We start from the raw sequence: 17,165 nt of genomic DNA, 5'->3' as shown, positions 1-17,165 counted from the left end.
CCAAGGTATGTTTTTCTCGTTCAAAAATGGACAAGAAGCTTCTGGTTTTTTGAAAATTATGTCTTTTGATGTCGTTTGTGATGGATATTGATGTTTAAATATGCGCAAAGTTTATTTTTAGAAGTTGAAAATTTAGGGATTGTGAAAATATGTGTAAAGTTTGTCTAAATGTGAAAAAAAGAATTAATAAAAAACTGTTGACGAGGAGTCTTTTCGGCGTATGTTTTTCTTAACGTCTTTCGAAAAGGAGCTAAGAAATGGCATTAGAATTGTATTTCGCACTTACCTTATTGTTTTTTGTTTCTGTGAACGCTGTGGCTGAAGCAGAACAGTATGTTGAGGATAACCTTTCAATTAAATCAAAAATAATTAATGGTGTATTTAAGTCAGTAAAAGATAGAATTGCAAAGTTTTATCGTAATGATGACGAGTTCTACTGTTTCTTCAAAAAAGATGCATTTGATTTGAACTAATTTAATTAAAAATTAATTCATATTGAATTCAAAAACCCCGCTCTGTTCACGGAGCGGGGTTTTTGTTTGTCAGCTGAAAATTTGTTTGTAGAACAATGATAAGAGGTGTAATGGTATGCTTACCAAATAACAGCACCTGTCCGGTCAGGAAGGAAACGCTGATGAATAGTCTTGTTAAGATACAACTTACGGTTTTTGCTCTGGTCTCGGCTTCTTTCACTAATATATATCTTCCGCAACCGGTCCTGCCCATTCTTCAGTCTGAATTTCAGGTCAGCCCTGTTCAGGCTTCTTTTGCAGTTTCTTTTGTAATTCTGGGGATCGTTTTGTCCAATCTGTTTTTTGGTTATCTGTCGGACAGGTATCCGGTCAAACCAATAATTTTTGCCGGTGGGATTTTCGTCGCGGCTGGTGGATTTGTTTGTGCATTGACCCACAACTATACAGTTCTTGTCGGCGCAAGATTGTTGCAGGGACTTTTCATTCCGGCTTTGACCACAAGTCTTGCCGCATGGCTGGCCCGCACTCTTCCGGCACAGCGACTCAGCGTGGTTATGGGATCATATGTTTCCGCTACTATTCKGGGCGGGCKGGGGGGGAGGCTGCTCGGGGGCTGGATTCATCCGCCGCTCCATTGGAGATATGCCTTTACCACAGCGTCGGTGCTTATTCTGGTCACAACTGTTATGGCTGTGTTTATCCTGCCTGCAAGCGGTAAGAAAGAAATTGCTGCCGCACGTATGAGTAACGGTAAAGAATCCTACGCTTCACTGCTGAAACGTAAAGAGCTGCTTTTGATTTTTGGATGTGGAGCTGGGAGTTTACTGATATTTTCTCCGGTTTTTAATTATCTGCCGTACAGGCTTTCTCATCCTCCTTTCGACCTTTCTACCGGGACGATCACTCTTGTTTATCTGGTTTATATCCTCGGTATTTTTCTAGGGCCGCTTGCCGGAAGACTAAGCAGTCGTTTCGGGGGAGGGGTAATGTTGATTTTCAGCTCCATTCTTTTGGGGTTGTCACTTTTGTTGCTCTTGGTGCCGTCAATAACGGCTGTTGTTGTGGGATTACTGGGAGTTTGCGCGGGCTTTTTTACCATCCATACAGTAGCGGTTGTTCTTTTAAACCGTAAACTGAGCTGTAGTCACGGCAAAGCTAATGCTATGTATGTCCTGTTCTACTATACCGGAGGTTGGTTAGGAATTACCGGGGCTGGCTTTGCATATGAATATGCAGACTGGAAGGGCGTGATTCTCTTTCTGGTTGTTTTTCTGGTTATTCCACTTAGTGCCGGGCTGCTTGAGAGAAGAGCTGAAAAGAGAACTGATTGATATGTACGGTTGGCCAAAAGTATTATTTTTTGATAAATTGAATTAGTGTTCAGTTTTATTAAGTCCGTAATTTTGGGTGTTTATTGTAGAAAAGTGGGTGTTGATATAAATGTGAAAAAAAGAATTAATTGAATCTCATTGACGAGGTACTTTTTCTGCGTACACTGAAAATTAAGTTCTTCAAAAGAATTTTGAAAATTGTTTTTCGGCTGTACTTTTAAGTTGTTGGAGATATTTTATGTTTATGTGCTGGCTTTGTGGGATTGCAAGATTCGTTGAAAATGTTTTTTTCCAGAACGCGGAAAAAGTTTACGTTGTTGTTGAAAAGTCTGAAAGAGCAGATAAACTATCCAGTCGTAGTAACAATAGATACTAAGAATAAAATTTTATAGACAGGTGCTGTTATAGCACTATTCCTCCTTAAGAAGTGCAGGCCGTGGTTCGTTGTTGAACCACGGCCTGTTCCGTTTGGGGAGCATTTTTAATCACAGCCATGAGCCAGCCGGATAATCTCGGCACGCATGCGGGCTTTTGAGTAGAGGGCAATGGCGGCTACTGCACGGTCGCAGACAGGAAAAACCGGGACTCCGTTTGCCAGGAGTCTGTCCCGCAGGGGATCGTAAAGTCTGCCGCCGTCAACCACAGCCAGTACCGGCTTGTCGCTTTTCTTGACGATCTTAATGAGCAGGTTTCCAAGGGAGTTTTCGTCCTCCATTGAAAAAGCGGGAACTGTCGGTTCGGCCAAGGTGTGCATGGAAGGGGAGAGCGGGTCCAGACCGATGACGATGGAGTCCACCGCAGGGTCCTTGACCAGAATTTCCGCCATGCTTGCGTGGATTGCATCATTTGATCCCGGAGTTAGGTCCAGCGGATTCTGAATGGTGACCAGTGTCTTTAATCTGTTCGCTTCCAGAATTTCATCAATACCCTTGATTGAGTCTTTGCTGAATTTTGCCAACTCAATATCATAGTCATCAGACTGAATGGAGTCGGCCATGCCTACTGCTTCAAATCCGGCTCCGCTCACTGCGGCAAGTCTGTCCCCGCAAATGGTTTTAGCACTCAGCTTTTCCGCCAGCATGAACAGGTCTTGAAATTCCTGAAAGGTGCGGGCCACGATTGCCCCGGCCTGCCGCACGCAACTTTCGCAGACCATATAGTCCCCGGCCAGTGAAGCCGTATGTCCGCTGGTGGCTGTTTTGCCTTCAGGAGTCCTTCCGGCCTTGTAAAAGACTACCTCCTTGCCGTTCATCACCGCCTGCCGTACAGCCCGGCAGAATTCCAGCCCGTCAAGGTCGTTGAATCCCTCGGCATAGACCGCAATGACGTCCACTTCTTCTGAGTCTTTAAAGTAATGGACCATGTCACCAAGAGTGAGGTCGGTCTGGTTGCCCATGGAAATCATGTAGGCCGGATTCAGTTCCGGGCACTGGCTGGAACGGAAAACCATGAAGGCCCCGCTTTGACTGATCAGAGCCGACCGCTGGTATGGTCCGTTGCGGTCTTTGGGTAGTTTTTCGTCAGGAATAAACCATGTGTCGTAACCTCCGGGCCGGGAAACCACGCCCATGCAGTTGGCTCCGATGAAAACCGGGCCACCGTCAGCTTCAGCATGTTTTGCATTGATGCTGGCGATGACCTGCTCCGCCCGTTCCTTGCTGTCTTCGGTTTCGCCCATGCCGCCGGGTATGAGCATGACGCTTTTAGCAGAGTCCAGTTCAATAACTTTGTCCACCAGATCGGGAACATGTTGCGCGGCAATGGCGACTACGAAAAGGTCCAGCTGGTGATCCAGTGCATCGAGACTTGGAACACAGCGCACTCCGTCCACTTCTTCACATCCTTCACGGATGATGATTACGTCTTCCTTTGCGTATCCTTCAGCCAGAACATTATCGAGGATGATGCGTCCGAAATTTCGGCGGGTGGATGATACCCCGATGATACCGATTTTCTGCGGGTGAAGCAGGTTGTGGATTTTTTCCACCGGGCGGGCCTGTACCATTTCGTCCGGTCTTGAGAAACGGCATAGGCCGTCCAGCGGGACCATCAGGTATTCGGTAAAGGCAAAGGGGTTGATTTCCAATTCCTCAATGATGAATTCTGCTTTCGGGTTGGAAGGTGAAAAGTACTTGCCCATCTCAATGAATGAATCAAAGCACTCAATGAGCTGTTCGTCAGTGACGATGCGCCGCTGCCCACGAGTCAGTCCGGCCAGTTTTTTGTATGAAATGGTGTTTTTAAAGAGTTGGAAGAAAGATTGTCCGTCCACCATTTGCACGGATGCGGCAACAATGGCCTGACCTTTGCGGAACCGTTCGGCGTAAAGCTCGGTATCGGTTCCGCCGAGGCCCGCACTGATGATGGTCCCGAATTCGCGGGTACGGCGCAAGCCCACAATCAGTTCGTTGCCGAAGGAATCTGAATCCGGGGGCATGAACTGGACCTGCAACACTCCTTTAAGATCACGGCTGATGGCCTTAACAAGAGCCTCTCCGTGTAGTCCTTTGTATTCTTCGGGGCCATGCTCCGGGTTACGTTCTATATATGCGGCGTAGTTTTCAGGGACTTCATACATCATGCCGCGCACGGCGGACCGGATTTTAGACGGTTCTTTTTTTACAATGCGTACTCCGCCCACTTCGGTTTTGTGGATGATAGTCGGAGATACTATTTTAAGTACCGCCTTTTCGCCCGGAATAGAAGTAAGCTCTTCGTCTGAAAAACGTGCTCCGCGTGGCAGCAGGTTGGCAACAGGAGGTGTTTCAGCTCCTGAATTCGCCAGTAGGTTGTATACTTCATATTCAAAAAGATAATCGCGGCCTTCGTTATCCGCATTACTGAAAAGGTCGTCGATAGCCTCAAAGCTGATTTCATTTTCTATAAACATGTACACTCGCTTTGGATGAATTTAATGCCTCACTGACATATGCCACATCTTCTTTAAAGGATACAAGATGGATTTTGGCGTAATAAAAATTCATTTTTTCAAAAAATAAACACAGGGCGGACCTGAGTCACCTGACTCAGGTCCGCCCTGGGACATATTATGTATTTTGAAGGGGGCGAATGAGGCAGCTGAAGTGACCGCATGATTCGTTGATTCGTATATGTCGGGGCATTTCGTGAGCCAAGTTTCCTCTAGAAAATAGTCATTAACTTTTATCAAGGAGGCAGGATTAAATGACAACGGACTCCGGTTTTCTGGAGGATGAACAGCGTGAGGCTGAAAAAGTGCGCGAGGAACAACGTCGGATTAACGAGCTGTTTCTTTCAGATGTGCGGGCCACATTCAACACCCCGCACGGTAAACGTTTTTTTACCTTTCTGCTGGAGCAGGGAGGCGTGAATGCAACCCTGTTTGCCAAAGAGAGCGACATTTACCGTAACGTGGCAGTTCATGATTTTGTGATTGAAAATGTGCTTGCCCCGGTGATCACCGCTGATGAGGAAATCTACCTTTCCATTATTCGTGAACGGGCTGAGCAAATGAGAAAAGACGAGGAGGATAGAAAATGATGGATTTTCCGGTGGGTGATGATTCGCAGCCGGATCATTATTCCCCACAGGCAAAAATGAAGGATGAGCAGGCTGAACCTGTGCTCGGCGGTGACACTCTGTTGGAAGAGGATTCTTCAGAGGAGCAGGATGGCCCCATAATTGAGGAGGCCGAGCAGTTGACGGATAATCCGGTTCCCAATGCTCCGGAAGCATATGAACTGAATTACGGTCTGCCTGACGGGATCGACCCGCATGTGGACAGCCAGTTCCGGCAGTTTGCCCATGAGAACGGGGTCAGCGGTGAGATGGCCCAGAAGCTGGTGGATTTTCACAACACCCTTGAAGCGGCCCGTTTTCAGGATCACCAGACTCAGACAGGGGAGTGGGAGCGGCAGACCCGTTCACTTCCCGGCTGGCATGGCAATAATTACCGCAAGAATATGGGTGTGGCTAATAAGGGTTTACAGGCTTTTGCATCCCCGGCCCTTGCAAAGATGATCAGGGAATCCGGTTATTCCTGTCATCCCGAAGTTGTTAAAACTTTTTACAATGTCGGCAGACGTCTCAGTGAAGATTCCTATGTGGACAGCAACAGGAACACTCCCCGCAAAAAGACAATCGGGGAAATCCTGTATCCCAACCAGCCTATTTAAAAGTATTATGATGGTTTGTGACTTATGATGCGAAGCTTATTAAAAGGGTTTAAGCCGCCGAAGGCGAAATCTCATATAAAAAGCGCGTAGCGCATCGAAAAAACTTGAACGCTTGAAGCGTCATAAAAAATCAAGAGCTCCCAAGAGGGCCGAATCTCTATAAGGAGAATTAATTATGGCAACTCTTGGACTTAACGCACTTACTCTTTCCGATTGGGGTGGTCGTCTTGATCCTAACGGCAAAGTCGCTGAAATTACTGAAGTACTGGCTAATAGTAACGAAGTTCTCGACGATGCTGCATGGATTGAGGGCAACCTGCCCACCGGTCACCGTACCACTGTGCGCACCGACCTGCCTACCGTAAGCTGGCGTAAGCTCAACTACGGTATCAAGCCCAGTAAATCCCGTACCAAGCAGATTGATGACAGCTGCGGTATGCTCGAATCCTATGCTGAAATGGACAAGGCTCTCTCTGATCTCAACGGTCATTCCTCAAACTTCCGTACCTCTGAAGAACGAGCTTTCCTTGAAGCAATGAATAAGGAATTTGCGGATACCTTTGTCTACGGCGACACCGCGCTGGAGCCTGAGAAATTCCTCGGTCTTGCACCGCGCTTCAATTCTCTTGAGCACAAGAACGTTATTAACTTTGGTGGCAGCGGGGACAACTGCACTTCCATCTGGATTGTCTGCTGGTCTGATCAGACTGTGCATTTTACCTTTCCCAGAGGCAGTTCCAACGGTTTGAATCATAAGGATCTCGGTGAAGTTACCCTCGAGGATGCCGGCGGCGGCAAGTATCAGGGGCTGCGCACCCATTATAAGTGGACTCCCGGCCTTGTTGTCCGTGACTGGCGTTATGTGGTGCGTATTGCGTCCATTGATCCCGAAAACCTCGGCTCCAATTCCCTGCGTCATGCATTGATCGAAGGTCTGAATATGATCCCTAATACCAACATGGGCAGGACAGCCATCTATTGTAACCAGACCGTAAAGACCCTGCTCGACATTGAGGCTTCCGACAAAAACAACGTCATGCTTAAGTCTGAGAATTGGGAAGGCAAGCCTGTAACCACTTTCTGGGGTTGCCCGGTCCGTCGCGTGGATTCCATTCTCAACACCGAAGCAGCTATTACTGCGTAATTAAAAGGAGAAAAATATGTATCTTGATAAAGAACTTTGTTTTTGTGAGGAGCAGGTTGTTACTGCAAGCGCGGTTTCCCAGAATGTCATCAATGTCGGCGAGGATTGCGGTTCCGGTGGTAATGTTAAGCTTAAGGTCATGGTTGATGGTGAGGATTTTGCTTCCCTGACCAGCCTGCGCGTGGGGGTGCAGGCTTCCGGGGCGGATGATTTTTCTCTCTTTGATACTCTTTTTGAGTCCGGTTCCATCCCTGTGGCTGACCTCAAGCAGGGCTATAGCTTTCCGCTGCCTTCTCTGCCTGTGACCCATAAGGCTTTTCTGAGGCTTTCCTTTACCGTGACCGGAAGCAATGCAACTGCCGGTAAAGTCAGCGGCTATCTGATCATGGACGATCAGACCAATATTTAAGGTTGGTGGACAAGTGAAATACATTTGTAAGAGAGATTGTTACGTGAGGAATCCGCAGGGTAAATTGCAGCATTTTAAAGCTGGAATGTGCGTTGATTATGCAGCCGGAACTGAGGTTGCGGAACATTTTGAACCAGCTGATGGCGGCAAGGTTAAGCCTGCTGAGAAGAAGGCTGTTCGTGGAAAGAAAAAGGAAGCTGAAACAAAATAAAGCTTATTCGTGATTTCATTGTCTTATGAATTCATGCTGAATCCTCCAGTAAACACCCTCGATTATTTATGATCGGGGGTGTTCTTGTCTAATTTGATTTTTGTATGGGTAGATTTGATTTTGCAGTTTGGCATAACGTGGCTTTAGCCCGTAAACTGTGTTAATTATATTTTATGGTAAAAGTGATATGCATATATATATCAGGTCAAATTTTACGGTCATGCGCAGCTGTTTTATTTTTCCTGCTTTTAGTTTTACCGGCTCGTGCACATGATGTGCGGCATGTGCTGGTGCTTCATTCTTACCACTCAGGCATGTCGTGGATTAGCAATATTGAGAAAGGAATCCGTGATACGCTGCTGGTTCCGCCATACAAGGATCTTGTCCTTCACATCGAATATATGGATACCAAACGGTGTCATTCGCCTGAGTACTACGCGGCAATCAAAAGGCTGCTTAAAGAAAAATTCAAAAATGTAAGTCTTTCATTGGTCTTGTCGTCTGATAATAATGCTTTTGATTTTTTACTTAAAAATCGTGATGAGCTTTTTCCCGGTGCGCCTGTTGTTTTTTGCGGGGTGAATAATTTTTCAGATAAATATCTTAAAGGTGTGAACAATTTCACCGGGGTCGCAGAGATGATGTCATCGCGCGATACTGTGGAAGCCATACTCACGCAGTTGCCGGAAACAAAATCTATTTATGTAATTAACGACTATTTAAAAACAGGACGGGCCTGGGAAGCCACCATTAAACGGAACCTTGCACCGTTCGAAGACCGGGTCCGCATTGAATATAATGACAATCTGACCATTGCCGGATTGAGGGGCAAGATTCAATCCATGAAACCGGGCAGTGTTGTTTTGCTCGGGGTATATTATTCTGACCGTGACGGTAAATATGTAACTTATGAGAAACTTGGCAGTATGCTTACCCGGAACAGTCCTGTTCCGGTTTATTGTCTGCTGCGTTTTAATCTTCGTGATGGCGTTCTCGGCGGCAAAGTCATTAGCGGGTATCATCAGGGAGTGATGATGAGTGAAGTCGCCCGCAGGATACTTGCGGGAGAAAGAGCAGATGATATCCCGGTACTCAAGGTCGGGGCCAATGTATTTATTTATGATTGGCAGGCTCTTGATGAATTCGGAATTTCACCTGATTTACTTCCTGAAGAAAGTGTTATTCTTAATGAACCTTTTTCTTTTTACGATAAATATTTTTATCTTGTCTGGAGTACTGTATTTGTTTTTATCGCCATGAGTGCTCTGGTGATCGTATTGATTAAAATTGTTGTCGCTTTGCGCAGGGTTCGTGGAGAGCTTCAACATTCTGAATTAAAGTACCGCTCCATTTTCGATAACGCTCAAGAGGGCATTTTTCAAACCAGTGTTGGTGGCAGAATGCTGGCAGCTAATGATGCCTTTGCAACCATGTTCAAATATGATTCTCCTGAAGAGGCTATTGAGGTACTCGATAATGTCCGCGAGAAACTATATCTCAATGAATCTGATCGCAATATTTTGCTTGAAGCGATGAATAACGAAGGTAAACTTTCAGGCTTTGAAGTGAAAATGAAGCGCAAAGACGGTGAGGTTATCTGGATTACCATGAATGCCCGGAAGACTACTGATCAGAACGGGAAGGTCATCTTTGAAGGGTCAGTGGTGGACATGACTGAAAGAAAGCGTAATGAGCGGCGCATGATTCAATCCGAGAAAATGATGTCCGTTGGCGGCCTTGCTGCCGGGATGGCTCATGAAATCAATAATCCGTTGGCTGCCATCGTCGGTTCTGTACAGAGTCTGCAAAGACGTCTGGGGCAGGAGACAAAGCAAAACCTTAAGGTAGCACAGGAGTGCGGAGTCCCGTTTTCAGCTGTGACAAAATACCTTGAGCAGAGAGGGTGCCAGAAATTTCTGGATGGTATTTACGAAGCGGGCATAAGAGCCGCAACGATTGTGCGTGGTATGCTTAGTTTCAGTCGTAAAAGCGGTAGTGATTTCGCTTCCCATAATTTAAATGCCGTTGTGGATAGTGTCTTGACTCTGGTTATGAAGGATTACGACTACAAGAAAAATTATGACTTTAAGAAAATTAAAATACTCAAGGAATTTAATGCTGATGAGTTGTTTGTTGAATGTGACGAAACTGAAATTCAGCAGGTAATATTGAATTTATTGAGAAATGGTGCCGAGGCCATGGGGGAGAAACTCTATTCCGAAGAGAGTCCAGGTTTTGTTCTTCGGACATATAGGAATGAAACCATGGTTGTGCTGGAAATTGAGGATAATGGTCCCGGCATGGACGATGAGGTGCGCAAACGGATTATGGAACCGTTCTATACGACCAAATCAGTTGGAAAAGGGACCGGATTGGGGCTTTCCATTTCATATTTTATCATAACAAATCGTCACAAAGGGGGGATGGAGGTATATTCCGAACCCGGCAAGGGCACCCGCTTTGTGATCCGGCTCCCGGCTTATGAAGAATAAGTTATTGTAAACAAATCAACTTTTAAAAAAGAACAGTGAGACTGTTGAGAAAGTGCCATGTGCTTTATCGACAGTCTGAAGGGCGGACCTGAGTTGGGTTACTCAGGTCCGCCCTTAATTTTATCCTGACTATGAAAAGGGGAACGAAATTAATCGTATGCCTTAAACATATCAGGAGAAAATATGGCTGTTTCAGAGGTTAAAATATGTAACCTCGCTTTAAGGAAACTTGGGGCGAGACTCATTGAATCATTAAGCGACAGTTCGCAGGAAGCAGTAACCTGTAATCTTTTTTACGATCAGGTCCGTGATGCGGTTCTGCGTGAACATCCATGGAATTTCGCGGCCTCGCGTACAAGGCTGGGCAGGCTGGCGGATAATCCGGCATTCGGGTTTGCCCATCAGTATCAACTCCCTTCAGATTGCCTGCATCTCAGGCAGCTCAACTCCCCGGATGATGAATTTGTGGTCGAAGGCGATAAAATCCTTTCTGACCGTGATGGTGCTTCGGCGGTCTATACCATGAAAGTGACCAATCCGGTTCTTTTTGATCCTTCATTTGTAATGGCGTTTGCCGCACGTCTGGCAGCGGAAATGGCAGATGATATTACCGGTTCCACTACCAAAGCCCGCGAAATGTGGACTTTGTACCTGAATGCCATGCAGTCTGCGCGGTTGGCTGATTCCGCAGAAGGGCGCGAGGACAACATCCCCAATGATCCGTGGCTGGAAGCAAGGGGAATTCATGGCATGGATTCTCCTGTCTGGAGGGCGTAAGCATGTCAGTATCCCTCATCATGACCAATTTCAGTGCCGGAGAACTTTCACCCCGGCTGGGCGGCAGAGTGGACCTTGCCAAGTATACCAATGGACTGGCCGAGCTGGAAAATATGTTTACCCATCCCCATGGCGGAGCTTCGCGCCGTACCGGATTCCGTTTTATTCGTGAGGTGACAGGACGCAATCAATTGCCTGTTGCAAGTCTTGATTCCATAACTGGCTGGACTGTTGGAACAGGGTGGACTGTCGGGTCGGCTAAAGCAACCTGTGACGGCAGCCAGACAGGACAATCAGTACTCAGCCGTGATCTGACTCTTGTGGAGGATCGTATTTACGAGATCAGATTCAGGGTTTCGGGCTATCAGGCCGGAGAGGTTTGTGTCAGTGCCGGGAGGGGGAGTGTCAGCGAGTTTGTTGCTGCTGACGGCAGCTACTCTTTTCGCTCCAAAGCGGATGAAAGCGGTAAGTTATCTATCATTGCTGATGTTGATTTTTCCGGAGCGGTTGAAGCTGTGCAGGTCCGGGAAACGAACCCCAAGACACGCCTGATCCCTTTTGAATTTTCCACCGAGCAGGCTTATGTGCTGGAATTTACGGATCGTAATGTGAGGATATTCAAGAATGCTGGAATTGTTGTGGATGAGCAGGGCGATCCTGTGGAAATTAAAATGCCATATACGGAAAAAGATCTGCCGGGTATTCGTTTTACCCAGTCCGCAGATGTGATGTATCTGGTTCATTCGGAAGTGCAGCCTTACAAGTTGTCGCGTACTTCTCATGTGGACTGGAAAATGGAACTGGTTTCGTTCAGTTCTCCGCCTGCTGAATGGGACAGCGAAAAGGGATTTCCATCCTGCATCAGTTTTTTTGAAGAACGGCTCTGTTTTGCTGCCAGCCCGGCCAACCCCCAGACCATCTGGATGAGTAAAGCCGGATCATATGAAGATTTTGGGGTTTCTTCCCCGGTGGTGGACGACGATGCTTGTACCTACACCCTTTCTGCTGATCAGGTGAACGCCATTCGTTGGATGATCAGTTCCAAAAAGTTGATCATGGGTACTTCCGGCGGCGAATGGTGGCTTTCCGGCGGCAGTAGTGCTGACGCCGTAACACCCAATTCCGTTATGGTTCGCCGTGAGACCACCCATGGTTCAGCTGCTATTCCTCCGGTGGTTGTGGGGGGGATAATGATTTTTTTGCAGCGAGAAGGGAGGACTATCCGTGAACTTTCATACTCTTTTGAATCGGACGGTTACGTAGCCCCGGATCTTACCATCCTCGCCGAACACCTGACCCGTTCAAATTCCATTACTGAGTGGGTTTACCAGCAGTCCCCTGATTCTGTCATCTGGATGATCCGTGATGATGGGGCTATGATTGGCCTTACTTATCAGCGCGAGCATGAGGTAGTGGGATTTCATCGCCATTTAACAGATGGAAAATTTCGTTCCGTATGCACCATTCCCGGTCCGACTCAGGAGGAAGTCTGGGTGGCAGTTGAGCGGGATGTTGACGGAACTACCCGGAAATATATTGAGCGTATGGAGAATCAGTTTATTGGTGAAGATTCGGTAGATGCCTTTTTTGTTGATTCCGGGTTGAGTTACGATCAGGGGGTAGCTGATATTGTTTTTAGCGGATTGGAGCATCTGGAAGGTAAGACCGTTTCTGTGCTGGCTGACGGAGCCGTGCGTCCTGAAGTGGTTGTTAAGGATGGCTCTATTACTCTGGCCGCTCCGGCAAAGGTGGTTCATGCCGGGCTTCCCTATGTTTCCAATATGAAGACCCTGCGTATTGAGGGCGGGGCCATGTCCGGCGGAACTGCGCAAGGTCGAAAGAAGCGAATCTCCCATGTGATTGTGCGTTTATTCCAGTCCCTCGGCTTGCAGGTAGGCTATGACGGAGACCATCTGGAACGTGCCCCTTTCCGTACTTCGGCGGATAAGGTTGGCGGTGCCCCGGCACTTTACACTGGTGATTATGAAGTCAAGTTCAACCGGGGCTATGACCGTGACGGACAGATTTATATCCGGCAGGACCAGCCTCTGCCGTTATCCGTGCTGGCACTTATTCCCGAAGTGTCGGTGTATTCATGAGCCGGTTGAAAAGAGGATCGGCCCTCAAGCTGGGTATTCCCATGCTGCGCGATATTGATTTTGTGGCTGCCAATATCCGTGAAACAGATAGCAGCGACCTGGAAGGACTTCATCCCGGTAAATCCGTACGTGAGATCATCATGGGCGATGTGCAGTATTCCAAGCTGGTTTACGGATTGTACCTGAATGGTGCAATTCAGGGCATTTTCGGGGTCATTCCCATTATGTCAGGTGTTGGAACTCCGTGGGTTGTGGGGATCAGGGCGGTGGATGAAAGGCCCTTACCGTTTGCAAGAGCATCACGAAGGCTGCTTGATATGTTGCAGCGTTCTTTTCCATTGCTGGATACATGGGTTTGTGCGCGCAATATTAAAAGCGTGCTTTGGCACAAGTGGTGCGGTTTTGAATTTGAAAAAGAAAAGGTCCGCTTGGGCAGGGATGAATATTACCGTGCCCTGCGCCGGACAGGACAGATAAAGATGGAGGTGATTTAAGATGGCAATGGGGGTTATTTATAATTATGGCTCACAAATGCTTGTAGGAGCAATGAGTAATATGGCCATGGGAGCCGCGACAAGAGGACTGTCAGGGCAGGGTTCTTCGTGGAGTAGTGTTGGGTCGGATGCTTTGAGTGGAACTTTTAGTGGAGGGATTGGTGCTTTTGCCGGAGGTGGGGCTGGCAGCCTTTCAAGTCTGACAGGCAGTACCAGTGGAGCATCCGGCACAAGTGGCACTTCGTCCGGTGCAACTTCATCAACTGGTGGAAGCTTACTCGGTGGTGGGATTGGCGGATCAAACTATTTGGGCATGATGACCCAGTTCGGTCAGTCTGTTCTCGGCGGCAGTCAGGCTCGTGGTGAAGTGGAATACAATTCCCAGATGACTGAGATGAATAATTATCATCTTATGCAGCAGGGCGTTTATAATCGTGGAGTCAGCTATAAGGAAGCACAGCTCATCAAGCAGGATGCTGAAATCAAACTGGCGACATTGCGGCGTGAATTGTATCGCCGTAACCATTCTGTTTCCGGGCACAAGGGAGTTCGGCTGGATTCCGGTTCCGTTGTGGATGTGAGGGAAGACACCATTAAACAGGCTGCTTATGATGCTGAGATCGTGAAATATCAGGCTGAGGTTAATTCCAACAGGATGATTGAGAAAGGTGATTTGTCGGTCTGGTCCGCGCATAGTCAGTCTGTGTTGAATTATAATAGGACGCAGGAGGGGACCAATGCTGATAATTCGGCAATTAATTCTGCACTTCTTTCGCAGGGGACCCAGGTGGCTGGGAGTTTGCTGAGTTCAAAGATGGGTGGATAGTTTTTTTGCAAAAAATTATGCAGGGCGGACCTGAGTCGGGTTACTCAGGTCCGCCCTTGTTTTTAATCTGTAAATATCAGGCAGGTAATTTAATGGGTTAATAACGTTAACAGGAGAAAACTATGACTGTGGTTTCAAGTAGTAACACCATTACTTTTGCGGGGGATGGTGTTCAGAATAATTTTGATTTCAATTTCCGTATCTTCAAGGCTGAGGATCTTTGCGCTGTTGTGCGTGATAGTGAAGGTCGGGAGGAGAGGCTGGTTGCGGGGAGTGATTTTAAAATCATTTCCGGTCTCGGTGCTGATTCAGGGGGGCGGGTGCAATATCCTGTCTCCGGCGAGCCTCTCCCGACGGGGAAAAGCATTACCCTTTACCGGGAAATTCCATATACGCAGGAATTGGAACTGGTGGATAACGATCCTTTTTCCGCACAACTTTTGAATGAAGTATTTGATCGCGGGGTTATGCGTGACCAGCAGTTGCAGGAGCAGTTGGACAGAGCACTTAAGTATGAGATTTCAACACCGGGAGAAGATCGCCTTTCAACTAAGGAAATGATGCAGACCATTACAACTGCAAAGGATGATGCTGTATCCGCCCGCAGCGGTGCGCTTGAAGCTGAGGGAAATACCCGTGGTTTGCTTGTTGATGCACAGGCAGCACGGGGAGGAGCGGAAGCAGCCAGGGATAAAGCCGAAACAGCCCGGACAGCAGCCGAGGAAGCAAGAGATTCCGCAATCAAAATTGCTGTAGGAGATTTAAGTTCTCTGCGTAGTTCTGTGCCTGTGCTGTCAGCTCCGGCTGAGACCCCGGAAGGAACTACGGTTTTAATTGTTATCTCAGACCATATTGAAGATGGCGTTACTTCGTATGAAATAAATACCTTAGGGTTTGGTACAGCATCCATTTCCGGTAATACAATCAGTTGGACCCTTGAAAACATAGACGCTGATATTCTCAAAAGCATTGAAGTGGTCAGAAGGCGCAGAGGAGAACTCTATTCTGATACAGCGGCACACCGGCTGCTGGTAAAACATATTTCCGTTCAGGACGGACCGACCATGGTTTTTGCGGATTCCAGCGCAGGTTACCCCGGAGCGACCGCTGATGCTGATGGGGTTCATGCTCCGGCTCATTCCGTGGGGGCGGATAATGTTAATCAGGTTGTATCCGCCAAACCTGAGATTGTGCAGACCAGCGGCAAGTTGAGTTTGCTCGCAGGCACCAGCGAGAGCGTTCTGAAAATAGGCGAGAATTACACTGGCCCGGTTGTAACTGATCAGGGTGATGGGGAAGTTTCCACTTGCGTTGAAGATGCTGAATCTACGACTGACAAATCTCAAGTGCTGGATATTTTCGGGGATGGTTCCTGCCTCTCGCTTTACACCTTTAATGATACGCTGCTGGATGCCGGACCTTACGACAGGTTTAACCTGCCGCAAGAGGCGAATTGCTTTGTAGCAGGCAAATTCGGGAAGGGTTTTACCGTACCTTCAGCTACTCCAAATATTATGACTGTTGGTGGAACCAACATGGTCCCGGTTGATGGAGCGAGAACGGTTTCCGTTTGGGTAAAATTCAACACTGCATCTGCTGCCGGCGCAAGGGTTTGGAACCTGCAAGGCGGTTCCGACGCATCAACCTACACAACAGATATTGGAGGTTTGTACTGTCCGACAGCTGGCAAGGTTAAAGCAATCCTAAATTCAGGAGGTTTTAACAGTCCTGAGTTTGACGACCCCGGAGATTGGTTCTTGATGGTCTTCGAATCCAGTCCCGAGACAGGCGGTAAAATCTACGTAAACAACACCCTGCTCATGGAAGGAATTGCTCACGTCGAAGCAAATTACGCTTATCGTCTTTATCAGGCAACATCTGCTCATGGTTTTGTAGATCAGGCACGTATTTTTAATCGTGTTTTGACTGCCGAAGAGCGGGCTATGCTGCTCACTGAAACCGTACCGGGGTATGCGGCAACCCTCACACAGCCCCTACCCGGAGTGCCTACCAAGGCGGTGAAGAAACTGTCAGTAGAGATCAAGGTCGGGGCGGGTGTAGCGGGTGAATATTTAGGGCCGAAGAAGGTACTTACCTTGAGTGAACCTGTTGCTGCTGACCCGACTAAAGTTAAAGTAGTCTCCAATGAGTCCATCAAAGATCAAATCTTCAAAGCTGACGGCCTGCACAAAAAGCTTTTAGTCGATGACGTAGAGGTCGAGATTGAATCAGTGAGCGAGGTAGATAATGGAGATGGAACGTTTACTGCCACCATCACCCTGAAAAGCCCACTGGCACAAGCCCCCACAGCGGACACCGTGGTCGCGATCCCGGATCGCTGTACACTCACACCTGCCAGCTACACCTACGCGCTGGATGGTGATGACCTCAAAATTACCGGGGCGGAAATCGCGCTGGAGGACAACCCGGCACTGAAGCGGCTGGCTTTGGCAGTTAGCGGAGAAGGTGTTACCTTTAAAGGCGGTAAAATTTATATTAAGGAGAAACCGTAATGGGTGAAATGATACATAAAGTTGAAGAGCAGGACGGTGTTTCCATTCATCGTAAAATTCCGGCAAAGCGGAGTCATGAGGATTTTGATAGCAGCCAGATGAGTTCGCAAACCCGTGCGGCTTTTGCTCGTGTCTGCCGTGACGGATCAGCCTCTGCGGATGACTACAGGCATGTTTTCGAGTCTGTGCTGGGCAGAAGTGTGGTCAGTGATATTTTGCAGTAACCATAGATGAGAAAGGGG

General features: G+C 47.6%; 15 protein-coding genes. 14 read left to right on the top strand and 1 reads right to left on the bottom strand.

Going from position 1 to position 17,165, the window contains the following annotated elements; genetic code table 11:
* Nucleotides 1-257: 257 nt before the first annotated feature.
* Nucleotides 258-473 carry a hypothetical protein gene (locus FMS18_RS13795; RefSeq protein ID WP_163295252.1) on the top strand — a complete coding sequence of 72 codons (216 nt, stop codon included), beginning with the start codon at nucleotides 258-260 and terminating at the stop codon, nucleotides 471-473.
* Nucleotides 474-634: 161 nt separating this feature from the next.
* A complete protein-coding gene (locus FMS18_RS13790; protein ID WP_163295251.1) occupies nucleotides 635-1,804 on the top strand; it encodes an MFS transporter in 1,170 nt (389 codons plus the stop codon).
* A gap of 481 nt (nucleotides 1,805-2,285) precedes the next feature.
* Here FMS18_RS13790 and FMS18_RS13785 read toward each other — a convergent pair whose 3' ends face one another.
* Nucleotides 2,286-4,694, bottom strand: a complete 2,409-nt coding sequence (locus FMS18_RS13785) for an acetate--CoA ligase family protein (protein ID WP_163295250.1) — start codon at nucleotides 4,692-4,694, stop codon at nucleotides 2,286-2,288.
* Nucleotides 4,695-4,987: 293 nt separating this feature from the next.
* On the opposite strand from FMS18_RS13785, the gene FMS18_RS13780 reads away from it, so the two are divergent.
* The 12 genes from FMS18_RS13780 to FMS18_RS13725 all read left to right on the top strand — a co-directional run bounded on the left by FMS18_RS13780 (nucleotide 4,988) and on the right by FMS18_RS13725 (nucleotide 17,147).
* A complete protein-coding gene (locus tag FMS18_RS13780) occupies nucleotides 4,988-5,323 on the top strand; it encodes a hypothetical protein (protein ID WP_163295249.1) in 336 nt (111 codons plus the stop codon).
* Nucleotides 5,320-5,958 (top strand): endoprotease, encoded by a 639-nt coding sequence (locus tag FMS18_RS13775; protein ID WP_163295248.1) that lies wholly within the window; start codon nucleotides 5,320-5,322, stop codon nucleotides 5,956-5,958. Before FMS18_RS13780 ends, FMS18_RS13775 begins: the two co-directional genes overlap by 4 nt.
* Before the next feature lie 175 nt (nucleotides 5,959-6,133).
* Entirely contained in the window at nucleotides 6,134-7,102 is a 969-nt protein-coding gene (locus FMS18_RS13770; protein ID WP_163295247.1) for a major capsid protein, read from the top strand.
* 16 nt (nucleotides 7,103-7,118) lie between these two features.
* Nucleotides 7,119-7,511: a Bbp16 family capsid cement protein gene (locus FMS18_RS13765; protein WP_163295246.1), complete on the top strand. Its 393-nt coding sequence runs from the start codon at nucleotides 7,119-7,121 to the stop codon at nucleotides 7,509-7,511.
* A 64-nt stretch (nucleotides 7,512-7,575) separates the two neighbouring features.
* A complete protein-coding gene (locus tag FMS18_RS13760) occupies nucleotides 7,576-7,722 on the top strand; it encodes a hypothetical protein (protein WP_163295245.1) in 147 nt (48 codons plus the stop codon).
* A gap of 284 nt (nucleotides 7,723-8,006) precedes the next feature.
* Nucleotides 8,007-10,214 (top strand): ATP-binding protein, encoded by a 2,208-nt coding sequence (locus FMS18_RS13755; RefSeq protein WP_368854171.1) that lies wholly within the window; start codon nucleotides 8,007-8,009, stop codon nucleotides 10,212-10,214.
* 183 nt (nucleotides 10,215-10,397) lie between these two features.
* Nucleotides 10,398-10,991 carry a hypothetical protein gene (locus FMS18_RS13750; RefSeq protein ID WP_163295243.1) on the top strand — a complete coding sequence of 198 codons (594 nt, stop codon included), beginning with the start codon at nucleotides 10,398-10,400 and terminating at the stop codon, nucleotides 10,989-10,991.
* A gap of 2 nt (nucleotides 10,992-10,993) precedes the next feature.
* Nucleotides 10,994-13,090 carry a hypothetical protein gene (locus FMS18_RS13745; RefSeq protein ID WP_163295242.1) on the top strand — a complete coding sequence of 699 codons (2,097 nt, stop codon included), beginning with the start codon at nucleotides 10,994-10,996 and terminating at the stop codon, nucleotides 13,088-13,090.
* Nucleotides 13,087-13,584, top strand: a complete 498-nt coding sequence (locus FMS18_RS13740; protein ID WP_163295241.1) for a hypothetical protein — start codon at nucleotides 13,087-13,089, stop codon at nucleotides 13,582-13,584. Before FMS18_RS13745 ends, FMS18_RS13740 begins: the two co-directional genes overlap by 4 nt.
* 52 nt (nucleotides 13,585-13,636) lie before the next feature.
* Nucleotides 13,637-14,410 (top strand): hypothetical protein, encoded by a 774-nt coding sequence (locus FMS18_RS13735; protein ID WP_239061043.1) that lies wholly within the window; start codon nucleotides 13,637-13,639, stop codon nucleotides 14,408-14,410.
* A gap of 122 nt (nucleotides 14,411-14,532) precedes the next feature.
* Nucleotides 14,533-16,923, top strand: a complete 2,391-nt coding sequence (locus FMS18_RS13730; RefSeq protein WP_163295239.1) for a hypothetical protein — start codon at nucleotides 14,533-14,535, stop codon at nucleotides 16,921-16,923.
* Nucleotides 16,923-17,147, top strand: coding sequence for a hypothetical protein (locus tag FMS18_RS13725; RefSeq protein ID WP_163295238.1), 225 nt, complete (start codon nucleotides 16,923-16,925; stop codon nucleotides 17,145-17,147). Before FMS18_RS13730 ends, FMS18_RS13725 begins: the two co-directional genes overlap by 1 nt.
* The last annotated feature ends 18 nt before the right edge of the window (nucleotides 17,148-17,165 follow it).

Origin of the sequence: Desulfovibrio sp. JC022 (assembly GCF_010470665.1) — a bacterium.
In the GTDB taxonomy this organism is placed as follows: domain Bacteria; phylum Desulfobacterota; class Desulfovibrionia; order Desulfovibrionales; family Desulfovibrionaceae; genus Maridesulfovibrio.
The sequence above is the reverse complement of the archived record's forward strand: the minus strand, read 5'-3'. Positions and strand labels throughout refer to the sequence as shown.